The organism is uncultured Fibrella sp. (assembly GCF_964250085.1).
In the GTDB taxonomy this organism is placed as follows: Bacteria; Bacteroidota; Bacteroidia; order Cytophagales; family Spirosomataceae; genus Fibrella.
In genome coordinates, this window is the sequence record NZ_CAXUEC010000008.1 from 110,993 (window position 1) to 136,011 (window position 25,019).

The 25,019-nt window shown below is 53.6% G+C and carries 18 protein-coding genes; 9 read left to right on the forward strand and 9 right to left on the reverse strand.

What is annotated here, in order from left to right; all coding sequences use genetic code 11:
* The first annotated feature begins 39 nt into the window (after positions 1-39).
* The 9 genes from ACFE8Q_RS22020 (at position 40) to ACFE8Q_RS22060 (ending at position 9,456) form a co-directional block, all read left to right on the forward strand.
* Positions 40-1,176, forward strand: a complete 1,137-nt coding sequence (locus ACFE8Q_RS22020; RefSeq protein WP_375447607.1) for an FAD-dependent oxidoreductase — start codon at positions 40-42, stop codon at positions 1,174-1,176.
* A 66-nt stretch (positions 1,177-1,242) separates the two neighbouring features.
* Positions 1,243-2,016, forward strand: a complete 774-nt coding sequence (locus ACFE8Q_RS22025; RefSeq protein ID WP_375447608.1) for an SDR family NAD(P)-dependent oxidoreductase — start codon at positions 1,243-1,245, stop codon at positions 2,014-2,016.
* A 17-nt stretch (positions 2,017-2,033) separates the two neighbouring features.
* Complete coding sequence (locus ACFE8Q_RS22030; RefSeq protein ID WP_375447609.1) at positions 2,034-3,218, forward strand: 4-hydroxybenzoate 3-monooxygenase; 1,185 nt, start codon at positions 2,034-2,036, stop codon at positions 3,216-3,218.
* A gap of 6 nt (positions 3,219-3,224) precedes the next feature.
* Entirely contained in the window at positions 3,225-4,376 is a 1,152-nt protein-coding gene (pcaD, locus tag ACFE8Q_RS22035) for a 3-oxoadipate enol-lactonase (RefSeq protein WP_375447610.1), read from the forward strand.
* 17 nt (positions 4,377-4,393) lie between these two features.
* A complete protein-coding gene (pcaH, locus tag ACFE8Q_RS22040) occupies positions 4,394-5,080 on the forward strand; it encodes a protocatechuate 3,4-dioxygenase subunit beta (protein WP_375447611.1) in 687 nt (228 codons plus the stop codon).
* A complete protein-coding gene (pcaG, locus tag ACFE8Q_RS22045; protein WP_375447612.1) occupies positions 5,080-5,676 on the forward strand; it encodes a protocatechuate 3,4-dioxygenase subunit alpha in 597 nt (198 codons plus the stop codon). Before pcaH ends, pcaG begins: the two co-directional genes overlap by 1 nt.
* A 67-nt stretch (positions 5,677-5,743) precedes the next feature.
* The gene (locus ACFE8Q_RS22050) at positions 5,744-6,817 is read left to right on the forward strand and encodes a lyase family protein (protein ID WP_375447613.1); all 1,074 of its coding nucleotides are present in this window, start codon (positions 5,744-5,746) and stop codon (positions 6,815-6,817) included.
* Positions 6,814-8,025, forward strand: coding sequence for a 3-oxoadipyl-CoA thiolase (gene pcaF, locus ACFE8Q_RS22055; RefSeq protein ID WP_375447614.1), 1,212 nt, complete (start codon positions 6,814-6,816; stop codon positions 8,023-8,025). Before ACFE8Q_RS22050 ends, pcaF begins: the two co-directional genes overlap by 4 nt.
* An 84-nt stretch (positions 8,026-8,109) precedes the next feature.
* Entirely contained in the window at positions 8,110-9,456 is a 1,347-nt protein-coding gene (locus ACFE8Q_RS22060; RefSeq protein ID WP_375447615.1) for a 3-oxoacid CoA-transferase, read from the forward strand.
* A 246-nt stretch (positions 9,457-9,702) separates the two neighbouring features.
* Here ACFE8Q_RS22060 and ACFE8Q_RS22065 read toward each other — a convergent pair whose 3' ends face one another.
* The 9 genes from ACFE8Q_RS22065 to ACFE8Q_RS22105 all read right to left on the reverse strand — a co-directional run bounded on the left by ACFE8Q_RS22065 (position 9,703) and on the right by ACFE8Q_RS22105 (position 24,900).
* Positions 9,703-11,247: a TolB family protein gene (locus tag ACFE8Q_RS22065; protein ID WP_375447616.1), complete on the reverse strand. Its 1,545-nt coding sequence runs from the start codon at positions 11,245-11,247 to the stop codon at positions 9,703-9,705.
* A gap of 138 nt (positions 11,248-11,385) precedes the next feature.
* Positions 11,386-13,110: a glycosyl hydrolase gene (locus ACFE8Q_RS22070; RefSeq protein WP_375447617.1), complete on the reverse strand. Its 1,725-nt coding sequence runs from the start codon at positions 13,108-13,110 to the stop codon at positions 11,386-11,388.
* A 95-nt stretch (positions 13,111-13,205) separates the two neighbouring features.
* Positions 13,206-14,438 (reverse strand): glycoside hydrolase family 27 protein, encoded by a 1,233-nt coding sequence (locus ACFE8Q_RS22075; RefSeq protein ID WP_375447618.1) that lies wholly within the window; start codon positions 14,436-14,438, stop codon positions 13,206-13,208.
* 159 nt (positions 14,439-14,597) lie between these two features.
* Positions 14,598-15,686 (reverse strand): IPT/TIG domain-containing protein, encoded by a 1,089-nt coding sequence (locus ACFE8Q_RS22080; protein ID WP_375447619.1) that lies wholly within the window; start codon positions 15,684-15,686, stop codon positions 14,598-14,600.
* 105 nt (positions 15,687-15,791) lie between these two features.
* The gene (locus tag ACFE8Q_RS22085) at positions 15,792-17,363 is read right to left on the reverse strand and encodes a RagB/SusD family nutrient uptake outer membrane protein (RefSeq protein ID WP_375447620.1); all 1,572 of its coding nucleotides are present in this window, start codon (positions 17,361-17,363) and stop codon (positions 15,792-15,794) included.
* Between the two features lie 130 nt (positions 17,364-17,493).
* A complete protein-coding gene (locus tag ACFE8Q_RS22090) occupies positions 17,494-20,721 on the reverse strand; it encodes a SusC/RagA family TonB-linked outer membrane protein (protein ID WP_375447621.1) in 3,228 nt (1,075 codons plus the stop codon).
* 92 nt (positions 20,722-20,813) lie between these two features.
* Positions 20,814-22,337, reverse strand: a complete 1,524-nt coding sequence (locus ACFE8Q_RS22095) for an ATP-binding protein (RefSeq protein ID WP_375447622.1) — start codon at positions 22,335-22,337, stop codon at positions 20,814-20,816.
* 335 nt (positions 22,338-22,672) lie between these two features.
* Complete coding sequence (locus ACFE8Q_RS22100; protein WP_375447623.1) at positions 22,673-23,320, reverse strand: response regulator; 648 nt, start codon at positions 23,318-23,320, stop codon at positions 22,673-22,675.
* Between the two features lie 554 nt (positions 23,321-23,874).
* On the reverse strand, positions 23,875-24,900 hold the full coding sequence (locus tag ACFE8Q_RS22105) for a LacI family DNA-binding transcriptional regulator (protein WP_375447624.1): 1,026 nt from the start codon (positions 24,898-24,900) through the stop codon (positions 23,875-23,877).
* Between the last annotated feature and the right edge of the window lie 119 nt (positions 24,901-25,019).

Here is a 25,019-nt window from a genome sequence, read left to right on the forward strand (position 1 = left end):
TCCCAAATCCTAAATCCGACATCCCAAATCCCCAATCCTATGTCTTCTATCAAAAAAGCCCTCGTTGTTGGGGGCGGAATCGGTGGTTTATCGGCTGGTATTGCCCTGCGTAAAGTAGGTGTCGACGTCGACCTGATCGAACTTCACCCGGCCTACAATGTCTATGGCGTAGGCATTATTCAGCCATCCAATGCACTTCGGGCGCTCGATTCGCTCGGGCTCGCCGACGAATGTATCCGTCGGGGGTCGCCTTACAACCATTTCAATATGGGGTTGGCTGATGGAACACCAATCGGCACATCGGGTACGCCCGGTTTGGGGCACCTGCCCGCTCATAATGGCATTTCGCGTCGTGTACTGCACGAGGTGATTCTGGAAGGAACCATCAACGCGGGTGTTCACCTGTTTATGGGCAAGACCGTTACGGCCCTGGATGATACCGGAGCGTTTGTGGATGTTACGTTTTCGGATGGCTCAACAGGTACGTATGACATTGTAGTTGGCGCTGACGGGATTAACTCCCAGATTCGGAGACTGTTGTTTGGCGATGCGTTCAAACCGCATTACACGGGTCAATCAGTTTGGCGATATGCCTTCGACCGGATTCCTGAATTAGACAACGCGCTGATGTATTTCGGGCGGAAAACGAAAGTGGGTCTGGTGCCAATGGCTCCCGACAAAATGTATATGTTCTGTGTCACGTCGGAAGGCGATGATTTCTTCATTCCCGAAGACGAATTGATTCCCCGCCTGAAAGCGCATCTGAGTGAGTATCCGTCTCCGATTGTTGCGGCGCTCATCGACCAGATCACCGATCCCAAAGGGGTCATCTGCCGCCCGCTCGAAACCATTCTGGTACCCAAACCCTGGTACAAAGGCCGGGTTGTGCTCATTGGTGATGCCGTGCATGGAACCATCCCGCAGTTGGGGCAGGGCGCGTCGTTGGCCATCGAAGATGCGGTTGTGCTGGGCGAACTCATCGGGCAGGAGAGCGACATCCAAACCATTTTCGAGACGTTTATGAACCGCCGGTTCGACCGTTGCAAAATGGTAGTGGATGTATCGGCTCAGATTGGCGAATGGGAGCAACTCGACTGGAAAGGCCAACTGCCAGAAGGTGTGAACATTGGCCGCATCATGGGGCAAACTCTAGGCGCAATGGCCGCCCCCATCTAAGTGCCATTCCGTATTTCCGCAGCCCGGTAGCTGAACAACCTATAATTCACTGGTAATGCGCCCGATATGAGTAGAAACCGATTTGATAGCAAAGTGTGCCTCGTTACCGGAGCCGGGGCGGGAATTGGCCGGGCTACCGCGTTGGCTTTTGCCCGTGAGGGTGCTACCATTGTGGTGGCCGAACTGAATCCTGATGCCGGAAAAACAACGCTGGATGAAGTGCTGGCATTGGGCGGCAAGGGCCTGTTTGTTCCGGTCGATATTGCGCATCAGGAGCAGGTTGAGCACATGGTATCGGTAGCCGTTGCTACGTTTGGCCGGCTCGATTGTGCGGTCAACAGCGCGGGTATTGCCGGTACTGTATCGCAGCCAACGCATGAATACCCCGAAGCCGACTGGCTACTGATGCTGTCGGTAAACCTGACAGGTACGTGGTATTGCATGAAAGCGCAACTCACTCAGATGCTGAAGCAGGGCGGCGGTACGATCGTCAATATCGCTTCGGCAGCGGGCCTGCGCGGGCAACCCGAAAACGTGCCCTACGCTGCCTCCAAACATGGTGTTGTTGGCCTGACCCGTACCGCCGCTATCGAGTATGCAACGAAGAATATTCGGATCAATGCCCTTTGCCCGACCGCCATTGAAACGCCAATGCTGATGGAAGGTCGCCGGAAACTGGCCTATAATCCCGAAGCCCGTGAAAAGGCTATTAATTACCAGGCTATGAAACGAATGGGTCAACCTGGTGAAGTAGCCGATGTGGCCCTGTGGCTCTGCTCCGGCGAATCAAGTTTTATGACTGGTCATGCGCTTCCCGTCGATGGTGGCGCGTTTGCCTGACCTAACGATTTATACGTATGGCTTCCTATCAAACAAAGGTTGGTATTATTGGGGCTGGCCCTGCCGGGCTAACGCTCGCTCTGTTGCTCAAACGGCAGGGGATCGACTGCATTATTCTCGAAAACAGGGAACGTACCTACGTGGAATCACGCGTGCGGGCGGGCTTGCTGGAGCAGAATACCGTTGATTTGCTCACTGAACTGGGCGTAGCCGACCGGCTTCACCGGGAAGGGCTACCCCATCACGGCGTCTACCTGAGTTTCAACGGGGTGCGTAAGCGGGTGCCATTTACAGAACTGACCGATGGGCGGTGTATCACCATTTACGGCCAGCAGGAAGTGGTGAAAGATCTTATCAAGGCCAACCTCGAACGGGGAACGCCCATCTATTTCGAGGCGTCGGCCACAACGATTGACGGGTTAGAAACCGATGCGCCCGTGATCCATTTTGAGCAGCAAGGCGAAGTCCATACGGTAGGCTGTGCGTTTGTGGCCGCTTGCGATGGCTATCACGGCATTGGACGGAAACACCTGCCCCAGGGCACCTACAACGAGTTTCGAATCGACTACCCGTTTAGCTGGCTCGGTATTCTGGCCCATGCCAAACCCTCATCCGACGAGCTGATTTATGCGTATCATGAGCGCGGCTTTGCCCTGCACAGCCTGCGCTCTGAAACCGTCAGCCGCCTGTATATTCAGGTAGCTAACGATGATCATATCGATAACTGGAGCGATGACCAGATTTGGGACGAGTTGGAAATCAGGCTTAGCGATGGCAACGGATTTACGCTGAACCGGGGCGATATTTTCGAGAAAGGTATCACGCCCATGCGGAGTTTCATGATCGACAATATGCAATACCGACGGTTATTTCTGGCGGGCGACGCGGCCCATATCGTGCCGCCCACGGGAGGAAAAGGCCTGAATCTGGCCGTTGCCGACGTGACAATCCTGGCCAATGCTCTGGCTGATTACTATGAAACGGGGCAGCATAACCGGCTGGCTACCTATACCAGCGATTGCCTGCGCCGGATCTGGCGGGTGCAGGATTTCTCGAATACCATGACGTACCTGTTTCACAAGCAGGCCGAACACGGTTCGTTCGAGAATCAGATTCAGCAGGCCAAATTCGATTACATTGCCCGCTCAACCGCCATGGCCACCACCATTGCCGAGAATTATGTGGGCCTGAAAGAGCTTTAACGATCAATGGATTTTATAACGATAAACGGCCAAACGCTGCATTACCAGCACCTCAAAACCAACCCGGAGCGGACCTTTCTGTTCGTCAATTCGCTCGGTACGGACTTTCGAATCTGGGATGAAGTGGTTGACATCCTGAAGCCACACGGGTCGATTTTGCGCTTCGATCTGGCCGGACACGGCCTGTCGGACGTACCCGGCCAGGCGTGTTCAATGGCTGGGTACGCTGCCGACGTAGTAGCGCTGCTCGATGCCTGTCAGGTGGACCGATGCATAGTTGTTGGCTTGTCGATCGGCGGGCTGATCGGTCAGCAGATGGCCTTGTTGTACCCCGAACGGATCGAGAAGCTGGTGCTGAGCAATACTGGCCCTAAAATTGGTATGACCGATAGCTGGAATGAGCGCATTCAGACGGTACAGCAGCGGGGTATGGCGGCTATTTCAGAGGCGGTACTTCAGCGCTGGTTTCCGGCCCATTTTCGGGAGGCCAACCCAATGATACTGACCGGCTACCAGCGCATGATCGAGCAAACAGCACCCGCCGGGTACGTGCGGGCCTGCGAAGCCATTCGCGATGCCGATCTGACCAGCCAACTGCCCACCATCAACGTACCTGTGCTTTGCATTGGCGGTTCCGGTGATCTGGCCACGCCGCCCGAACTGGTGCGGGCAATGGTCGATGCGATCCCGAATGCCCGCTACGAGCTCATTGCCGGAGCGGGGCATATTCCCTGTGTGCAAATGCCCGGCTTTGTGGCGCAACTGATCCTTGACTTCGCCATTGAAACCCCAGCGCTGACCTTGTTCGAGCGGGGCATGAAAACCCGCCGGGCGGTGTTGGGCGATGCGCATGTTGACCGCGCCGAAGCCAACAAAACTGATTTCGACGTCGATTTTCAAACATTCATTACCGAAACGGCCTGGGGCACTATCTGGTCGCGCCCCGGCCTGACACGCCGCGAACGCAGCCTGCTGACAATTGTGTTGCTGGCCGCGCTGGGTCACGAAGAGGAACTGGCCATGCACATTCGCGCCACGAAACAGACCGGAGCCACCCCCGACGATGTGAAAGAAGCGTTGCTGCACACAGCGATCTACGCCGGTGTGCCGGTTACCAACGGAGCCATGAAAATCGCTAAAGCTATTTTTTCAGCGTAACCCCCAACATCCCCGCCATGGAACTCATCAATTTCGACGTACATCCACCGCACTTCTCACCCGATTACAAGTCGACCATTTTACGCAGTCCGACCAGGCCGTTGATACTTGTTCGGGAGCATCTGCAAGACCTGCGGATGCCTGTTTTTGGCGAGTCGGTGCTGGGAAAATACGATAATGACCTGACCAGAAATGCCCGCGTCAATGGCGAACCAATCGGTGAGCGGATCAAGGTGGCGGGGCGGGTCATGGACGATAGAGGCAAACCGCTACTCAACGTGCTGCTCGAAATATGGCAGGCCAACTCGGCGGGTCGCTACATTCACAAAGCCGAAATCCACGATGCGCCGCTCGACCCCAACTTTCTGGGTAGCGGCCGTGTGCTGACCGACAGCGACGGGCGCTATTCATTCTACACCATCAAGCCGGGGGCTTATCCCTGGGGCAATCATTACAACGCCTGGCGGCCCAACCACATCCATTTTTCGGTGCTGGGTCACCAGTTCGATCAGCGGCTTGTTACGCAGATGTATTTCCCCGGTGATCCGCTGTTTGCCTTCGATCCGATCTTCCAGTCGACCCCCGCCCATGCCCGTGACCTGCTGATTGCCCGGTTCAACATGGACTGGACCGAACCCGAATTTGCGCTGGCCTACGAGTTCAATATCGTGCTGGCTGGCCGCTACCAAACCCCTTTCGAGTAATGGACCGTCTCCGTCAAACGCCTTCACAAACCGTCGGCCCGTTCTTCGCCTACAGCCTGACGGCGATGCAGTATGGGTACGCCTACGACAGCATCGCCAACCACACACTGATTGGCCCCGACACACCGGGCGAGCGAATTTCCGTCACCGGCCGTATCCTCGATGGACAAGGTGCCCCCGTGCCCGATGCCATTGTTGAAATCTGGCAAGCCGACGCCACAGGTACGTATCGAACCGAGCCAATCAGCATCGCCAATCACGCCAGCCATGAATTTATTGGCTTTGGCCGCGTTGGAACGGGCACACAACCCGGTGCGGTGTTCCGGTTCGAGACAATCAAACCGGGTAGTGCCAATCCGGACGTAGCGCCGCATATCAACATCATTCTGCTCATGCGCGGCTCCCTGCGGGCATTGTATACCCGACTCTACTTTTCTGACGAGGCTGCTAACAAATACGATGCCTTGCTGAATTCGGTGTCTTCAGACCGACGTACTACACTGATTGCCAGCGCCGTTCCATCAGTAGGAGGAACCACTTATCACCTTGATATTCACTTGCAGGGCGAGCAGGAAACCGTGTTTTTTGATTTATGAGGTGACGTGATTACCGTTGTCTGGCGCGAAGCACCACACGCATCATCAACACATCCCACATCTACCTATGTATTCAACGTATCTGGCCGATCCCGACATAAACCAGCTTTGCGGGCAGGAGGCCTTCATCCGGCAGATGCTGATGTTTGAAGGCGCGCTGGCAACGGTGCAAGGGCAACTGGGAATTATACCGGCCGATGCGGCATCGGCCATTGCCGACATCATTCCCCGCCTGACGGTCACCCCCGATTCGCTGGCCGACGGAACCCGCCAAAACGGCGTTCCGACCATTCCGTTGCTGACGCAGGTCCGTGCTGTATTGCCCGAATCGGCACGGAGTTACCTGCATGTTGGTGCTACATCGCAGGATATGATGGATACAGCGCAGGTACTGGCCATCAGGTCGGTTCTGTCTGTGCTGGACACTCGCATCCATGACCTGCTAACTCGCCTTGACGACCTGCAAACCCGGTACGGCAACGTACCCATGATGGGCCGGACACGTACCCAGCAGGCGCAGCCCATCACATTCGGCCAGAAAGTGGCGACTTGGCGCAGTCCACTTGGGCGGCATCTGGACCGGCTCGATCAATTAAAGCCGCGCCTGCTGGTCATTCAACTGGGTGGTGCTGTCGGGAATCTGTCTGCATATGGTGACCGTGGCGAGGCCGTGGCGAAGGCGTTGGCTACTGAACTGGCGCTTGGGTACGCCGCGCCCTGGCATACCGAGCGTGATGGCTTTGCCGAGTTTGCCAACTGGCTGGCGCTGCTCACCGGTACGTTGGGAAAACTGGGGCAGGATGTGTTAACTATGGGGCAGACGGAACTTGGCGAAGTAGTTGAGAACGTGGCAGGTGGGGGCAAATCCAGCGCCATGCCGCATAAAAACAACCCCGTCCTGAGCGAAGCGCTGGTAATGCTGGCCCGGCAAACGGCTCAGTTGGCGGCAATCCAGCTTCAGAGTCTCGTACACGGTAATGAACGCGACGCTACCGCCTGGATGCTGGAATGGGAAAACCTGCCGCGCCTGATGAGCAACGCAGGTACGGCGCTCTGCCATGCCCTTAGCATCACCCAAACAATGGGTATCAATGCCGACGCTATGAAAACGAATCTGGATAAACTGAACGAATGCGAATGAACGCTTATATCATTGACGGAATACGAACGCCCGTTGGCAATTTCGGCGGGTCGCTGGCCACAATTCGCGCCGACGATATGGCCGCGTTGGTCATCAAAGCACTGGTCGAGAAAAACCCCGCCATTCCTCCCGACGCCTACGCCGATGTGATAGTGGGCTGTGCCAATCAGGCGGGCGACGACAACCGGAACGTGGCCCGCATGGCCCTGCTGCTGGCCGGACTGCCCTACCACGTACCGGGCGAAACCGTTAACCGGCTGTGTTCGTCGGGGATGTCGGCGGTGGTGCAGGCGGGTCGGGCCATTCAGGCGGGCGACGGTGAGGTGTTTATTGCGGGCGGCGTGGAGAACATGACACGCGGCCCGTGGGTGATTTCCAAAACGTCGAAACCCTTTGGCAACGACGCCGAAATGGCGGATAGTAGTTTTGGCTGGCGGTTCATTAATCCCCGGATGCGGGATCTGTACGGCGTTGATGCAATGGGTGTTACGGCCGAAAACCTCGCTGAGCTGTACCAGATCAGCCGGGCCGATCAGGATCAGTTTGCCTGGTGGTCGCAGCAAAAAGCCGCCGCTGCTCAGCAGTCAGGCCGGTTGGCGCAGGAGATTGTCGGCGTGGCTATTCCTCAGAAAAAAGGGGATGATCTACTGGTCAATGTCGATGAATTTATCAAGCCAGCCACCACGCCCGAAGGGTTGGCTAAGCTCAAAACAGCGTTCAGGAAAGCCGAGCAGGGCGGTACAGTCACGGCCGGAAATGCGTCGGGCCTCAACGATGGCGCGGCGGCGGTGCTGGTGGCTTCTGAAACGGCCATTTCTCGCTATGGACTTAAGCCGCTGGCCCGCATCGTCAGTTCGGCGGTGGTGGGCGTCGAGCCGCGCATCATGGGCATTGGCCCCGTGGGGGCTACGCAGCAGGCGCTGGCCAAAGCTGGACTGACCCTCGATCAGATCGACATTATCGAGTTGAACGAAGCCTTTGCTGCCCAGAGCCTGGCCTGTACCCGTCTGCTTGGCCTGGCCGACAATGATGCGCGCATCAACCCCAACGGCGGCGCTATCGCCCTCGGCCATCCCCTCGGCATGTCGGGTGCCCGTATTCTCTATTCGGCCGCGCTGGAGCTACAGATTCAGCGCGGCCGATACGCACTGGCTACCATGTGCGTCGGCGTTGGCCAGGGCTACGCCGTAGTGTTGGAACGTATTTAGGGAAGATGACTTTTGGGCTGGTTGTGTAAAAAGTAGCTGTGGTCAGTTACTAAAAATTATCGGATAGTAGTAGAAATAAACCTTATGAAACGAGTTCCTCAGATTACTGCCGATGAGGCGGCGGCCCTTGTAAAAGACGGCGATACACTATTGCAAGGCGGTTTTGGGATGACGGGCAACCCCGTACACCTGATGCACGCACTGGCCGAGGCGGGCACGAAGAACCTGACCTTCATTGGCAACAATACGGGCGAACCGGGACTTGGCGGTGGGCGGCTGCTGCGCAATGGACAACTTAAAAAAATGATCGGTTCGTTCTTTACCAGTAACCCCGATGCCGTTCGGGCAGCGCAGTTGGGCGCGGTGGCTTATGAGTTGCTGCCGCAGGGTACGCTTGCCGAGGCTATTCGGGCGGGTGGAGCCGGGATCGGCGGTTTTTATACGCCCACGGCGGCGGGCACACTGATTGCCAACGGACAGGAAACCAAGGTGATCGACGGTGTAGAGCAGGTGTTTGTCAAGGGTATTCGGGGCCACGTAGCCTTTATCCGGGCGTGGCGGGCCGACACCGCCGGGAACTTGACGTACCGGATGACCGAGCAGAATTTCAACAAGGCCATGGCTACTGCCGCCGATCTGGTCATTGCGGAAGTGGAAGAGATTGTGCCTGTTGGGGCCATCGAGCCCGAGCATATTCATACGCCCGGCTGCTACGTCGATTACCTGGTGCAGGCGACACTCACCCCCGAAGATCTGGGCATGTCGGTATCTGTTTCGGCAGGCCGGAGGGTGGATGAGGCCCGCCTGAACATGGCAAAACGGGCGCTGGCCGAACTACAGGCGGGCGATGTGGTGAATCTGGGCATTGGTATTCCGACCCTGGTTGCCGATCTGCTGACGCCCGAACATGGCGTTATGCTGCATACCGAAAACGGGATGTTGGGTATTGGACCGGCACCCACTGATGGCGGCGGGGCCATGCAGTACCCGGTCAATGCCGGTAAGATTCCGGTGACGGCCATCCCCGGTAGCAGCTATTTCGACAGTGCCGATTCATTCGGCATGATTCGCGGTAAGCATATCGACATCGCTGTTATGGGTGGTCTGGAGGTAGACGAAGCCGGTAATCTGGCGAACTGGGCCGTTCCCGGTAAGCCATTGTTAGGCGTTGGCGGGGCGATGGACCTTGCCTCTGGCGCGAAGAAACTGATTATCACCCTCACGCACACCAACCCCGACGGTTCTTCGAAGATCGTGCCGGCCTGTGCCCTGCCCATCACCGCCCTGAATGCCGTTGACCTGATCATCACCGAACTAGCCGTATTTGCTTTCCCCGAAGGGAAACTAACCCTGATCGAACTTATGCCCGGCGCTACGCTGGACGAAGTACGGGCAAAAACCAGCGCTCAGTTTGCCGAACGGTTGGGCTAACGCTATCGGCAGACAAGGTGTGTTTTGCTGCTTCGCGTCGGTTGGCTTCGCGGTGTTTATATTGCTTCGCGTAGCCCTTCGACTAAGCTGGTCAGCCGGTGCGGTCTCCGACAGGATCACGATTGCACGCCCACTCAAGGTCGTCATGCACGTACCTGAGTTTCCTGTCACTTCGTTGTCACTCGCTATAAGCGAGCGATAACGAAGGTCCTACAACGCGAAGCAAAACAACGTACCCAGAGGTAGCTATTTGCCCGAAACAGGGGCTGCTGTTAATGGCGCCGAATTGCTGATAAACGCTACCTTTTTGCTATCTGGCGACCACGATGGCGTGTTGATCGTGCCTTGTCCGCCGTAGAGATAAGCGATCGTTCTGGGTTTGGTTTTGGCGAGGTTGCCGTTTTCGATGGGCAATTGACGGAGGTAAACATGCTTGTAGAACGGATGGTCGTCGGGCTTTACGTCCTGACCAAATGAGAGGAACACCATCTGCTTGCCGTCGGGCGAAATGTGCGGAAACCAGTTGTTGAACTCGTCGTTGGTGATTTGCTCCTGCTCACTGCCGTCGGGCTTCATGCGCCAGAGCTGCATCAGGCCGCTGCGGGTCGAATTGAAATAGATGTACTTGCCGTCGGGCGAATATTCGGGGCCATCGTCGAGGCCTTTTGCCGTTGTGAGCTGAACCTCAGGGCCACCTTCCGCCGGTACTTTGTAGATGTTGTAATCACCGTTCCGTTCGGCGGTGAAGACCAGCCACTGCCCGTCGGGCGACCAGCCGTGCAGGTACGAATGGCCGATAGGCGTGATTCGTTTGGGTGTGCCACCACTGATAGGCACCGTGTAGATGATCGATCTAGGCCCATCGGGTGTTGGCGTGTTGCTGTTGCTGAGGCCCAGCATCTTGCCATCGAAGGAGATCACGTGGTCATTATTATTGTTGGTCACCTCGCCGGTGTTGAGCAGGGTTGGGGTCTTCTTTTTCAGGTCGAAGCGGTAGATTTTGCCATTGCTGTTGTAGATCAACGCTTTATTGTCGAGCGTCCAGTTCGGTGCCTGAATCGATTCAGGCGAGTGATACAGTTTTTCACGGCGACCAGTAGCCACGTCCAGCACTTCAAGGTCGCTGCCGAGGTACTGTTTGTAAGGAACCAGCGTAGCGGGGGCAGGTACGTACAGGCGCACATCCTGAAAAATGCCTTGCTCGACCACGTCTTTGTTATGCGAACCGATGAACAGGCCTACATACACTTCGTCGCCCAGATCCAGATCGGTCACTTCTTCGGTTACGAACGTGTCGCCGAATTTGGCCACCGACATGATGTATTTGTTGCCCTGCCGTTCGAGCTGAATCACATCGGCACCCGTCATTTTCGAGCGTACTTCTTCGGTTTTAGCTCCCTTCGTACGCCGGAACTGTAGCGACGTTAGCCCGTCGCCATGCTCGGCTACGTTGATGTGTGCCGAATTACTATCGAGGCTGCTGCGAACCATCCAGCCTACTTTCCGATGTGGGTCAACGCCTTTACCAACCAACGAGGCGCGGGTAGTCAGAATGAAATCACCTTTTATTCGCTTCCACATGAAGTGAAATTCGTCGTGATCGAACCAGATGTTATAACCTGCTCCGGTCATTGTGTAGTCATTGGTTTTCGGGTCGAACTGTGCTGATCCTTTTTTAGCTACGTTGCCAATATCGGTATGTCCGTCGAAGAGACCGAGTTTCTGGGCCTGGGTTGGGATTACGGCGACCAGCAGCAGGCTCGCGAATAGAGTAAGTTTGATGAGTTTCATTGGCGGTTTAGGAATTTTAGTTTCACCGGGCTTTGCCCGGTGCAAGTGATGCGCTGCTGGCAACGTACCTGATGGGTGCTTACACTTTTAGTCTGGCAGCGCATCACTTGCACCGGGCAAAGCCCGGTGAGACCGGAATCAATACTTCACAATCCTGAAAGTCTTCGCGCCACGCTGACTACTGACTTGCAGTAAATAGACACCGGCCTGCCCCGTCAGTGGAAGTTGGTGGCGCGACGTAGCTGATATTGGTTCAACGGTTTGCTCATGCAGTTGGTGGCCCAACAGATTGGTCAACCGGAGCGTGAGCGGGCCGGCTTCTGCACCCTTAATTTCCAGGTTGACCTGATCGCCTTGCACCGGATTGCCTAATACGGTTAACTGAAAAGACGGCTCTACTGCCGTGATCAGCGGGGCTACATACCGCCAGTCGGGCAGCTCGTCGCGGGTGATCACGTCGTTGTCGAGGAAGACGGCTTTGAGTTGGTCGACCGGCTGCTTTTTGATGTAGTCGCTGCCGGTCCAGACCGAGAACCACGACCACCACGTTCCGAAAGCACGCACTTTGTCGGCATTGGGCAGGTTGCCTGTTTCGGAAAGAGTCACCAGTTTTTTACCGTTCAGCGGCGTGAGTGCACTACCCCAGTTGCCGCTCATGTTCGAGCTGGCGTCGGCGTAGATATCCAGGCCAACCACATCGACGTACTGATCGCCGGGATACCAGTCGGCATTGAACGTGTCGGTGGCGGTGTAGACCCAGATCAGGTTATGGAGGCTGTGAAAATTAGTGAGGCGGTCGTACATCAAGGCCCATAGTTCTTTGAAAGGCCCTGCGCCTTTAGCACCCCACCAGAACCAGCCGCCGGGGGCTTCATGCAACGGTCGCCAGAGCACAGGTACGTCGGCGGCCTGTAATTTCTTGAGTTGAACGGCAATGGCGTCAATGTCGCTCAGCAACAGCTTGTATTTCGCACCGTTTTTGTCGGCCAGCACCGCCGCAATATCAAACGTGGTGGCGTCGGTGTAGAAGCCGCGCCACCAGAGCTTGTCGGGTGCCTGGTTGATGAGGTCGGTAGGGGCGTTCCAGTGCCACATCAGGCTGATAATACCCCGGCCTTCGCCTTTTTTGGCCCAGTCGATGATGGCTTCGCTGGTTCGGCCGGGCTTACTGCCGTTCTGCACGCGGGTAGGCGAATATTCGATAAGGTCGAAGGAGCCGATGGCGGGTTCTTTGCCCGTTTTCTCCAAAATATATTCGACATCGTCCTGCTGCGCCGAGATTACTTTGCTGCCGTACTGATCCACAATATAGGAGAACAGCCCCTTCGTCGACGCCGTTGCCTGTGCATCGACCAGCGTTTTGGGTGGTTTATTCGGTATTACGGGCGTAGAGGGGGTAAGGAGCAGATAGTCAACGTCGTAGTAACCCCATCCCCGAAAGACGGTGATCGTATTCTGGCCTTCTTTCAACAGGAATTTACCCAGTCCTGCCGCTTTAAAACCGGTGCTTGTCTGAGTCAGCGTTCCGTTGCCTTTCTCGTCGTTGACCTGAAAATCAATGCCTTTATTGCCGAATGGAGAAGAGTAGCCGATGCTCAGATCATATAGGCCTGCTTTGGCCGTAAACGTAACCGTAATCTTGTCCGTGTCGGCATCGAGGCCGGTAACGTACCCAGACCCTGAGTAGCCAGCGGTAGCAGTGGCGATGGTTACGCCCGTCAGCACGCCCGTTTCGGCCTCGACCCGAATTGGGTCAGCGGCAAAACTGGTCAGTCGTGCAGTTAAAAAAAGAATGAATACCAAGAGGAATCGGCTGTTGCCGCTAAACGCCCGTTGACGCGCTTTGGATGAAGAATACAGCATAAGAGTAAGGGAAAAGTTTTTCAGATAAAGACGTCTTGTTTACTGGATAGAGGGTAATTGTATCGTTTATGCGAAGCACAGCAGCACCAGGCAACTTACTGTTTGCGTAATCGGATCATCAGCACATCGTGGCTGGGTACGTTGGCTTTAAGCGGTTGGGCGGTGGTACCCATCGCCTGTTTTGTCCACAGGTTGGTGATGAGGTATGGTTTGGCGTTGGTGGCAATCGATTGTTTAGAGACGGCGTCGTTGATCACGTCGCGGCTCCAGTCGACGTTGACGGGCTGGGTAGATTTGCTGCGGTTCAGGAAGCATACCGCCCAGTCGCCACCCGCCAGCGGTTTAAACCAGGTCTCCAGACTGTCTTTAACTGTATGTTTAAAGCCCTGAATACCAGCCGCGTCCTGATCAATAGCGACAACGTCTTTATTCATCAAAATGGCTTTCGTGGCCGGGCTCATCGACCGGAGATCGTTGCCCGCAATCAGTGGTGCTGCGATCATGGCCCACATCGAGAAATGGGCGCGGTCCTCATTTTCGACCATACCGTTGCCCACTTCAAGCATATCCGGGTCGTTCCAGTGGCCGGGTCCGGCGTATTGGCGAAGGCCTTCCTGCTTGTCGAGAATCTGCATCACGCCCCATGATTTCCAACTGCCGTGATCGTTGATGCAGTCGAAGCAATTGTAGATATCGCCGGTGGTCCGCCACAGGTGGCCCACGTTTGGCCCCCAGACCCAGGGTTTGTCGTTGCCCCATTCACAGATGCTCAGCACCATTGGCCGACCGGCTTTTTGCAGGGCGGCGGTAATGGTTTTATAAGCGCCTTCAGCTTTGAGGCCCTCGGTATTGCACCAGTCATATTTCAGGTAATCGACGCCCCACTTCGCGTAGGTCTGCGCATCCTGAAACTCGTAGCCCCGACTGCCGGGCCGTCCCCCGCAGGTTTGCGAACCGGCATCGGAATAGATACCCATTTTCAGCCCTTTACTGTGGATATAGTCGGCCAGGGCTTTCATGCCGGATGGAAAGCGTTTCGGGTCTGGATGGATAAAGCCAAGCGAATCGCGGTCGCCATGCCAGCAGTCGTCGATGTTGATGTAGGTGTAGCCTGCTTCTTTCATGCCGGTCGAAACCAGTGCGTCGGCGATTTGCCGGATCATCTGTTCGTTGACATTGCAGGCAAATTTGTTCCAGCTATTCCAGCCCATCGGGGGCGTCGGTGCCAGATTCTGAAACTTGGTGTAATTCTGCTTGTAGTTGTTCCCCTGACTATAAGCTGCGAAGGTCGCAATCAGGCACAGGACTAAAAGGAGAGGCGATTTCATGTTGAGCAAACGGGTTGATTCTGACTGAGTATTGAGCAATATAGGCTGATTGCCAGATGGTTGCTTAGAAAAAGAGCACCGAATAAGTCCGGTGCTCTTTTCAGTTTCCAGGTACGTTGCTCAGGCCGTCGGCAAGGCAACGTACCTGGAAAAAGGGAATTACTTCACCAGCATGATGTTGTCGAAGTAGAATACTTCATCCTGCTTGTCTGGCCCTTTGATGCGGAAACCTAGCTGCTGCATGGTGCTGCCCGGTGCCCAGAAATCCATATCCGATAGCTTGATTTTGAAGTAGTTCCAGACGCCCGCTTTCACGTTGATCTGGTTGGCATCAACAAAGTTGCCGAATCCGGCTTTGCTGGCGTCGGTGGTAACAAACAGCGGATAATCGACCGACCCGCCTTTGATCCAGCCCGTTAGGTACGTGTACGAGGCATCGTATTTTACACCACCCCAGTTGGCAAAACACATCAGGTGCCAGTTGCCTTTCTGGTAGTTTTTGGCTGCCGAGGCGGTGCCGAACACAGCCTCTTTTGTTGATACGGCACCAGCGTCGCCCCACGAATTGTCTTGATAACCAGTGCTATACGAATCGGTGAAAACAGTAAGTGCTTTATCGATATTGGTAAACTCCTGCTTTGTGCGGATACGGCCGGTGCTGTTTGTGATCGCCAGCGTACCCCGGTTCAGCGACGAAGCGGGCATGGTGATCACCAGTTCTTTCTTCGACTTCGACACGATCGTGGCGGCATCCGAAATGCCTTTCAGCGAATCGGCCACGGCCACAGACGTTACATCGTCCAGGTTATTACCGGTGATGGTCACTTTGGTGCCTTTGGTGAAGTCGTACATCGAAATGGTCGACACGGTCGGGAACGCCAGTACTTTGAACGGTACCGTCAGGGTTTGACCAGCACTGTTGGTAAGCATGATGTTCTGCTTACCACCCGCCGCCTCGGTAGGGACGCGGAACAGGATTGCGCCATCCGTGTTGAGGGTGGTTTGGAAACCGGCAGGTACGTTCTGTTTCTCGAACATGATCGTCCGAATATCGCCCAGGCCGGTTCCGGTCAGGGTTACCAGTGCGCCACCGGCCGCCGAGTCGGGCATGACCTTGGTAGCAACGGGGTTGCCGGGCCCAATCTGGGGACTTCCGTCGGTATCTTTTTGGCAGGAGCTGATCGCCAACCCGGTTGCCAGAGCCAATGCAGACAGGCTCGCTACGCTATATAAAGGATTGAATTTCATGTGTTTTGTAGAATTTGGGGTTTGAGATATCGGATTTGGAATTTGCTTCGCTTAGGAACTGTATCAAGCGAAGCAAATCCCAAATCCGGCATTCCCAATCCGGTATCACTTATAATACGGAACAGGATCCCGGCCTAACTCAGGGTCTTGTACAATCTCGCCAGCCGGGATGGGCAGGAACATTTTGTCTTCAGAGAAATTGGTGATGAAGCTCGAGTACGCCTTCGTGCCCCGATCCTGTTTCTCGATGATCGCTTTCGCGGCCGCATATCCCTGACGCTGAATGTCGTACCAGTAGTCTCCTTCAAAAGCAAACTCGACCCGGCGCTCGTGCAGAATATCCTTGTTCGTGATCACCGACTTCGCAGGCAGACCGGCACGGCTCCGCACTTTGTTCAACGCATCCAGTGCTTTCGCATCCGACGTTGAGGCTTGACCACCCAGAACTGCCTCGGCGTAGATCAGCAGAATGTCGGCGTAGCGAAGCAGCACCACGTTGTTGCCTGAGTTCTGACCCAGTACCGGGTCACCCCCGAATCCTTTACCGGGACCAGCGAAGTACTTCACGATGTTGGCCCGGGTTGGAGCCAGGCTACCGCCATCGGCCACCGGTTGAATGGTGTCGTATTTGAAGCCGTTGGCCATAAACGCGTTGTAGGCGGGTGCATTGGCGCGTTGTGGCTTCCAGTTCGGGTTTGTCCAGCCGTGTTCCATCACTGACCATTTACGGCGCAGATCACCGAACTCATATTCTTTCAGCATATCTACCGACGGTACATACATTTCCCAGGCATCGGCCTCGGCGGTGCGTAGCGCACCCGCGCCCCGATCCGGGTTCTTGATGTTACCCGTTCCCCAGGGGTCCTGCGCAAACTGGTGCTGAATCGAGAAGAGTGATTCAGCATTGTTGTTCATAGCCGCTTTCGTAAACATGCCCGTGTAATCACTAACCAGCGTGTATTTGCCCGAATTGATTACCTCTTCGGCTTTTGCTTTCGCGTTGGCGTAGTCTTTCTGATACAGGTATAGTTTCGACATCATTCCCTTGGCCACATACTTGGTCAGGCGGCCAGGTACGTCCGATTCGGGTAAGCCTTTCTCGGCGAGCTGCATTTCTTCCAGTGCAAACCGAAGCACGTCTTTCTGCAAATAGCGCGGAATATTGAAGTTGCCCGATAATGCCGTTGCTCCCGGATCAGTGATGATCGGTGCGGCACCCCAGGTACGTGCAATGAAGAAGTACAGCATACCCCGGATGTAGTGGGCTTCGGCAATGGCGGGGTCCAGGTAAGCGGCTCCACCACCGGCGGCTTTTTTCTCTTCAAACGTTTTGATCATCACGTTGGCGTAGCCGATAATCTTGTAAAAAGCCCCCCACGATGCACCAATGCGCTCCGATGCGGACGACACTGAGAAGTTCAGGTACTCGACGTCGGTGTAGGTGAACATGTTACCGGCCATCACGTCGCCGATCGCATCCTGGGCGCGGCTTTCGTAATTGCGCCAGGGCAGGCCGCTGTATAGCGTGCTGGTGGCGGCCCGTACTTCTTCGGCGTTGTTGTAGTAGTTACCGGTTGTGGTACCCGACAACGAAGGCCGTTCAATGAAATCTTCTTTGCAACTGGTCAGGAACAGAGCCGGAACCAGCATGGCTGCATATATGAGTTTGCGTTTCATTATGTTAACGTCATTTGTTGTCAGTACGCTGCGCTGTCATTAAGTGGTCATTGGTTGTTATTGGATGCCATTTACGATTAATGACAACTAATGACCACTTAATAATGACAGCGCAGCGTACTGACGTTTTTTAAAATTGAAGGTTGGCGCCGATCGTGAACGTACGTGGGTTCGGGTAGTGGCCGGTGTCGACGTTCATGAGCTTGATGCTGTTGTTGAACGCGCCGATTTCAGGATCGTAGCCCGAATATTTCGTAAAGGTCTTCAGGTTCTGTACGGTACCGTAGATGCGCAGATTCTGCACCTTGATGCGGCTCAACAGTGCTTTTGGCAACCGGTAGCCAATCGAGATATTCTGAATCCGCATGTACGATGCGTCCTCAACGTACCTGTCCGACATGGCCGTGTTGTTCTTGTTGGTGTTCGTAAACCGGGGTAATGATCCGTTCGGGTTCTCGGCCGAGTAGCGGTCGTTTACCGTGTTCATCTGGTTGGTATAGGCGTTGTTCAGGCCTTCCAACTGCCAGCGCAGGAAGTTATAGGCTTTGGCACCCTGGCTACCTTGCAGGAACACCGACAGGTCGAAATCACCGTAGTTGAAGCTGTTGGTGAAGCCGTAGGTGAACTTAGGCAGTGGGCTACCAATGAACGTGTAGTCGCTGGCATCGATCTTCTTGTCGCCGTTCTGATCTTTGAAGCGAATGTCGCCCAGCCACGTTTCTGTCTGGTTCACTTTGTAGCCAAACTGCGGCAGGCTGGCGTCCAGATCAGCCTGAGTGCGGTAGAGCCCATCGGTTTGCAGACCCCAGAATGAACCAACCGGACGGCCCGGCGTGGTGTGCGTGATCAGGTAGTTGTTGTAGTACACTTTACCATCAAGGGCCGAGGCGGCCGAAGCGGCTTTGTCGTAGGTGTTGTTGAACTGCGTGAACACGAGGTTCGTCTTCCAACTGAAATTCCCTTTCTTGATGTTGGTCGTCGTAATACCGATATCCACACCGGTGTTGGTCATCTGACCGGCATTACCCAGCGGTGCTTTCAGGTCATCCCACTGGTCGCCCACACCGATCAGGTTCGGGCCCGTCAGGAAGATAATCATGTCGGACGTTACTTTCTTGTACACGTCGATGGTTGCGTCGACGCGGCCACCCAGGAAGCCCAGGTCAACACCGACGTTGGCCGTTTTTACGGATTCCCACTTCAGGTTCGGGTTTGGAATACCGTTGATCATGTTCGACGAGCCGAAACCAACTGGTCCTGAGAAGAAGGTTACGGCACCCACATAAGCCGGGTTTGGCGCGCCACCGGGGAAGTTCTGGTTACCCACAACGCCGTAGCCAACGCGTAGCTTGGTGTAGCTCAGTACATTAGACACCGAGCCTTTCATGAACTTCTCGTTCGACACCGTCCAGCCAGCCGACACACCGGGGAAAACGCCCCACCGGTTGTTTGGGCCAAAGTTCGATGAGCCGTCTGTACGGATACTGGCCGACAGCGAGTATTTATCGTCGAACGTGTAGTTGGCGCGGGCGAAATACGATTCCATCGCCCACTGCCCTTTGCCACCGTTCAGGCCCCAGGTTGTCTGGTCGGCGCTACCAGTGCTGAGGTCAAAAATGTTGGCTTGCAAATCCACTTTCGTACCCGAAATGCCCTGGTAGTACGAGTTCTGCGCCTGGTGACCCAACGTTGCCTGAATACCGTGTTTACCCTGATACAGGTTGTAGTTCAGGTAGTTTGTCAGCGACCAGTAATAGCTGTCAGAACGGCCGTCGATCAGTTTGCTGCGGAACGAGGTGCTGCCTACGTTCCCTGCTTTCTGGTAGGCAATGTTGTTATCCTGTCCCAGTGAGTACGACAGGTCGTTTCGCAGGGTCAGTCCTTTCGCCAGTGTCAGTTCGGCATAGAGGCTACCGAAAATGTTGTTGGTCGTTTTGGTATTACCCCGGAACTGGCTGTTACCAACCAGGTTGGAGCCATAATATTGCACGCCGCCAACCGTTTGGCCACCACCCCAGGTGCCGTCGATGTTTTTGATCGGCGTTAGTGGGCTGGTCGATGCACCCCACCAGATCGTGCCTTCGGCGGCATCGGCCAGCGATACATTCTGGATACTGCGCGATACGTTGGCGCTGATGCCTACTTTCACCCAGCTCTTCAATTGCGTGTCGAGGCTAAAGCGCGACGAGTAGCGTTTGAAATCAGAACCAAGCAGGATACCCTTGTTGTCGAAGTAGTTCAGCGAGAGGTAATACGTCGTTTTGTTCTGCCCACCCGAGAAGCTCAACTGATGGTTATTGATCGTTCCGCGCTGGAACATGGCTTCCTGCCAGTCGGTGCCTTTGCCGAGTAGATCAGGGTTTTTGAACTCATCCGAAACGGGGTTACCAATGATGGGCAATACGGCGTTCTGGTATTTGGCGAACGAGCGTAGATCCATCAGGTCGAGGCGGCGGGCCACTTCCGACGCACCCGTGTACATCTCGTAGCTGATCTTGCCTTCGCCCTGCTTGCCTTTCTTGGTCGTGATCAGAATAACGCCGTTGGCGGCCTGCGATCCGTAAATAGCCTGCGCCGAGGCATCTTTCAACACGTCGATCGATTCGATGTCGTTGGGGTTCAGCATGGCCATCACCGAGTTGCCGGTCTGCCCATCGCCTCCACCCAGGCCAGCGTAACCGGTGTTGGATGAGGTGTTACCACCGACGAACGGCACGCCATCGATCACGAACAGCGGGTCATTGCTGTTGATCGACGTTACGCCCCGTACTTTCACCGATACACCACCACCCGGTTGCCCACCATTGCTGGTAACCGTTACCCCGGCGGCTTTGCCTTGTAGCAACTGGTCGATACCGGCGGCCGGAATGTCTTTCAGATCCGACGCTTTAACCGTAGTGATCGACGATGTTACGTCCGACCGTTTCTGGGTGCCGTAGCCAATAACGACTACCTCGTCCAGTGCCTGACCAGTGTTTTGCAGGGTAATGTTCAGCGTTGTGCGGCTACCAACTACAACCTCCTGCGTGGTCATGCCAATGAAGGAAATCACGAGTGTTTTGGCATCCGCCGGCATGTTGATCGAGAAGGTCCCGTTCACATCGGTAGTGGTTCCCAACTGGGTTCCTTTTACCGATACGGTAGCTCCCGGAAGTCCATTTCCTTTTTCGTCAGAGACCGTTCCCTTAATCAGACCTTTCACGTCTGATGGCCCACTGACGTCACTTTTAGCGCCCCTTGTCGATGCCAGCACCGTCGACTTTTTATCGATGGCTGGTCTTGTGGCCGTTCGCTCCTGAGCACTGACACTAAGCCAGCTGCTCAACAGTACGGCCCCTGAAAGCACATGTTTAATCATAAGAGTAGAATTAGTTGTTATATAAAGGATTGAGTAAGTGCGTTAAAAGGACAATCAGACACATGTCTGGCTTGATAGCCCGTCCGGGTAGGTCAGGCTATAGCTAGGGGAACAGGTTTGACCAGTTTGGTCATGGGTAGGGAAATCATGACCGACGTGCCTCTTTCAACCGCGCTTTGCCACATGACCTGGCCACCCAGGTAAGCAATGCGCGACTTGATATTGGCAATCCCGTTGCCCTTCGAGGGGGCGTCCGGGAAGTCACCTCCCTGCCCGTCATCATCGACGCTGACCAGGAGTGATTCATCGTTGGCCATGATCTGAATCGTGATCGTTTTAGCCTGGGCGTGCTTGAGGGCGTTGTTCAATAGCTCCTGTACCACCCGATAAAGCATTACGGAAGCTTCATCGACCAGGTCTGGAATGTCGCCGTAATGTTCCAGAACCAGTTTGGTTTCATTGACCAGGTTCAGCTTCTGAATTAAATCGTCGAGTGCAGGAATAAGCCCGAACGTAGATAAGGCGTAAGGCCGTAGGTTATTGGAGATTAGGCGGGTTTCGGTACAGGCTTCGTCCAGAAACTGGTTCAATGGATCTTTCACTGAAATGGGTAATAATTCCTGGTGAGCTTCAACAAAAAGTTTAATTCGCGATAACTGAATGCCTAATCCATCGTGCAAATCACGGGCGATCCGGCTACGTTCCCCTTCTTGCCCTTCGATCATGGCCTGTAACGATTTCAGTTCCAGTTGACGAATCTGTTGCTGGGCAATAACCGATTGCTGATGCGCGATTAATTTTTGCTGACGACGCAGGAAAACCAGCGCTACCACGCCTAATACGCTGATGAGTAAAATAGAGATCAAGGTTGAATTGATGATACGTTGATGCCTACTTTGCTCTTCCGCCAGTTCTTTTTCTACGGCCAGCGTCTTTATTTGGCTGTCGAGTTCCTGGAGACGGATACTTTTCGTTTGTTGAGAGTAATAAAATTGATTGGTAAAATCCAGTGTCTTTAGTGAGTACCGATACGCATTCTTGTAGTCTTTAATGTATGAATAGCTATCGGCAGTATGCTTCGACAGTTCACGGAGCGTAGAAATGTTCTTTTCTGCTTCGGCAATAACGTAGCTCTTCTGGTAATAGGCGATTGCCTTCTCATGCTGGTTTCTAAACTGCTCGACAATACCCAAATAAAAGTAATTAAGTGAAATAAGCCACTTGATTCTCAGTTGTTTAGCCATAACTAAGCTCCGGCTGGCAAAATAATTTGCCGAGTCGGGCCTTTTTAATCGCAGGTACGTATCAGCTAGTAAATTCAGAGCATAGGTCTGAAAGTAGGGCTGTTTGTATATAACGCACATCTGCTCAGTAGCCCTTAATTCAGTAACCAGGTTTTTAGAAATTGGCTCCTTCTTCTCGTCAATGTTTGCAATTCCGATTCGGCACTCAATCACTTTGGGCTGGTTGTGGGTACGTTCAAAATAATGTTGCGCTCTATTCAAATATTGTTCAGCGTACGACTGCATGAAATAATCCTGCGTATAGTAATTTCCGATGCTGATGTGTACGTTGTAGTAACTCAGTGAATCACCAATAAGATTATAGTATTTCATGCTGTTGAAATACGCTTCCATGGTGTGCTTATTGTAGCCGTATTGCTGATGATAAAGCTCACCTAGCTGGTCAAACGATTTTGCGACGGCTGCGTAATTTTTTTCAAGTTGAAACTGCTTTATTTCTTTCCTCAGGCGGTCAATAGTTAGACTGTCCGCTTTCGCGCTGGCTTGTTGGAACAAACCGCTACATCCAAGAAATAGAAGTAAGAGCGCGAAAAATTTCATTTATGTCGAAATGTCATTTTGTTGTCATTCTGCTGGCTGTCATTGGTGGACATTAAATTGAAAAGCTACAAATGACCACTAATGACTACGTAGCAGAATGCCTTTTTTTAATCGATACACTGCATTTCCATGGCCGTTTTGATCAGCAGAGCGGTGTTTGGTACGCCGAATTTCATGAGCAGGCTACTCCGATGAAACTCGACAGCTTTGGCACTCACAAAAAGTTGATTAGCCATCTGCTGCGTTGTCAATCCGTGAGAAATCAGCGTTAACACTTCCGATTCGCGAGGCGTCAGGTTGGGTTTCAACCCTACGCCCGCCATCGATTTCCGAACGCGGGGCTCATCGTTCAGCAGAATGTGCATGATCGACTCATTGAAATATTGCTTTTCACTGTGTACCATTCTGATCGCCTGAAGCAGTTCACTCTTGGTCGTGTTCTTCAGCAGGTACCCTTTGGCCCCCTTTTTCACCATCCGCTTAATCAAACTAGCGTCATCGTGCATGGTCAACGCAATCACTTTAGTCTGTGGGTACGTCTTCGTGATTTGCTCACAAAGGCTTAGCCCATCGTCGATCAGGGGGAAGGAGATGTCGAGCAACACCACGTCGATCGGTGTTTGCTTTAGTGATTCCAACACGGAGGCCACATGGTAGCAGCGTTGAGTCACCTCAATCTCAGACGAACCGGAGATGAGAGATTCAATACCTTCCACAAAGACGTTGTGGTCATCCGCAATTAATACCCGTATCATGTATGATGAATGTTTCGTAAAAAAGAGAGAGGCAACTGGGTGATCTCTATAGTAACAAGTAAACTAGCTTTAACCTGCCATCAACGATCAATGTCTGTCTACCACCCGCACTAGACCGCCGTTTGAGTACGTATGGCCACGGTAACCTTATAAATAGAACTTTGTTTAGCAAAATTAGGACTTAACAAGAGCATTACAGAATAGTGAAAACCCAACTTTTTCAAAAATTAGGGTTTACCCTATATAGTTTATAGCCCTGTTCAAGCGCCTACAGGGCTGAAAAGTGCTTTCATAAGGGTTGACAAAGAAATCTTACCTATGATGTTGGGTATAAAGTCAATAAATGGTTAAAAAAGGTGTAAGATGTGAAGGCATGGTGCGCTTCCCAGGTGTAGAATCGCTTAGAATCGATTCGTCCTGCATATCGATTTTGAGCGATTCAATACTGGATTACAGAGTAAGTAGTTAATTGGAAAATAGATGATTGCAATCGGTTTCATGGATTGGTGCCGATAAATACTAGTATAAATTACTCGTTAACTAATTGGCCGTGGTTAATGGGTGTGCTGCTGGGACGAACCTCGAATGAGCAGTTCAGAGCGGAGAACGATCGTGTTGGTTGTCTGAATATCCATTAGCCCGTTCAAGTGATTGATCAGGCTTTTGGCTGCAATTTCGCCCATTTCGCGGCCAGGGTAGTGAATAGTGGTTAAAGCGGGCTCGATGACCTGAGATACCGGGTCATTGTTGAAGCCCACAACAGCTATGTCATCAGGAATTTGCAAACCGGCCTGTTTAAGCGTTGTCATGCAACTAACGGCGCACAAATCATTGGTAACGAACAGCCCGTCGGGTCTTTCCTGCATGCTTGTAATCCGTCTGGCCACTTCCACACCCACTTCCTGACTCAAATCGGTTACGGAAACCAGGCGTTCGTCAAACGGGATGTTGTATTCAGCCAATGCCTGTTTGTAGCCTCGCAAGCGGTCTGCATATACATTCCGCTTTAAGTTGCCCGTCACGTGCATGATGCGTTTACGACCCAGTTTCAGTAAATGAGCTGTTGCTTCGTAACCCGCTTTGGCATTGTCGATAACTATGCTGGTGGACTGGTCATTGGCAATAACCCGATCGAAAAAAAGGAGAGGAATGCCTTTGTTGATGAAGGCGTTGAAATGCTCCATACTCTCGGTGTCATACGCTACTGATACCAGCAGCCCATCAACGCGACTGTTGAACATGGTTAGGGCATTCGCTTTTTCCTTCGTCACCGATTCGAGTGACTGACTGATAATCAGGTTGTACCCGGCTTCGTTGGCAACTTTCTCCATGCCCGCCAATACGCATGATACAAAGTTGCTGTTCAGGCGCGGTACAATAACGCCGATAGTATTGGTGCGCTGCCGCCGCAGATTACTGGCAAACGTATTGGACCGATAGCCCATTTCCCGTGCCGTCGATGTAATAATGTCTTTGGTATTCAGCTTGATCGCGGGGTGGTCGTTGAGCGCCCGGCTAACGGTGGCCGGCGAACAATTCAGCCGTTTTGCGATGTCGTAAATCGTAACTTCTTTCTCCATTATCTACTCGTTGCACTACCCTGCTACCGACAAATTACAAAAGCTTTTAGTTAATGCAACTTATATGCTCAAATTATGGAATCGCTTGCATAAAGGCAATGGCTGATTTTTGAGCTTAT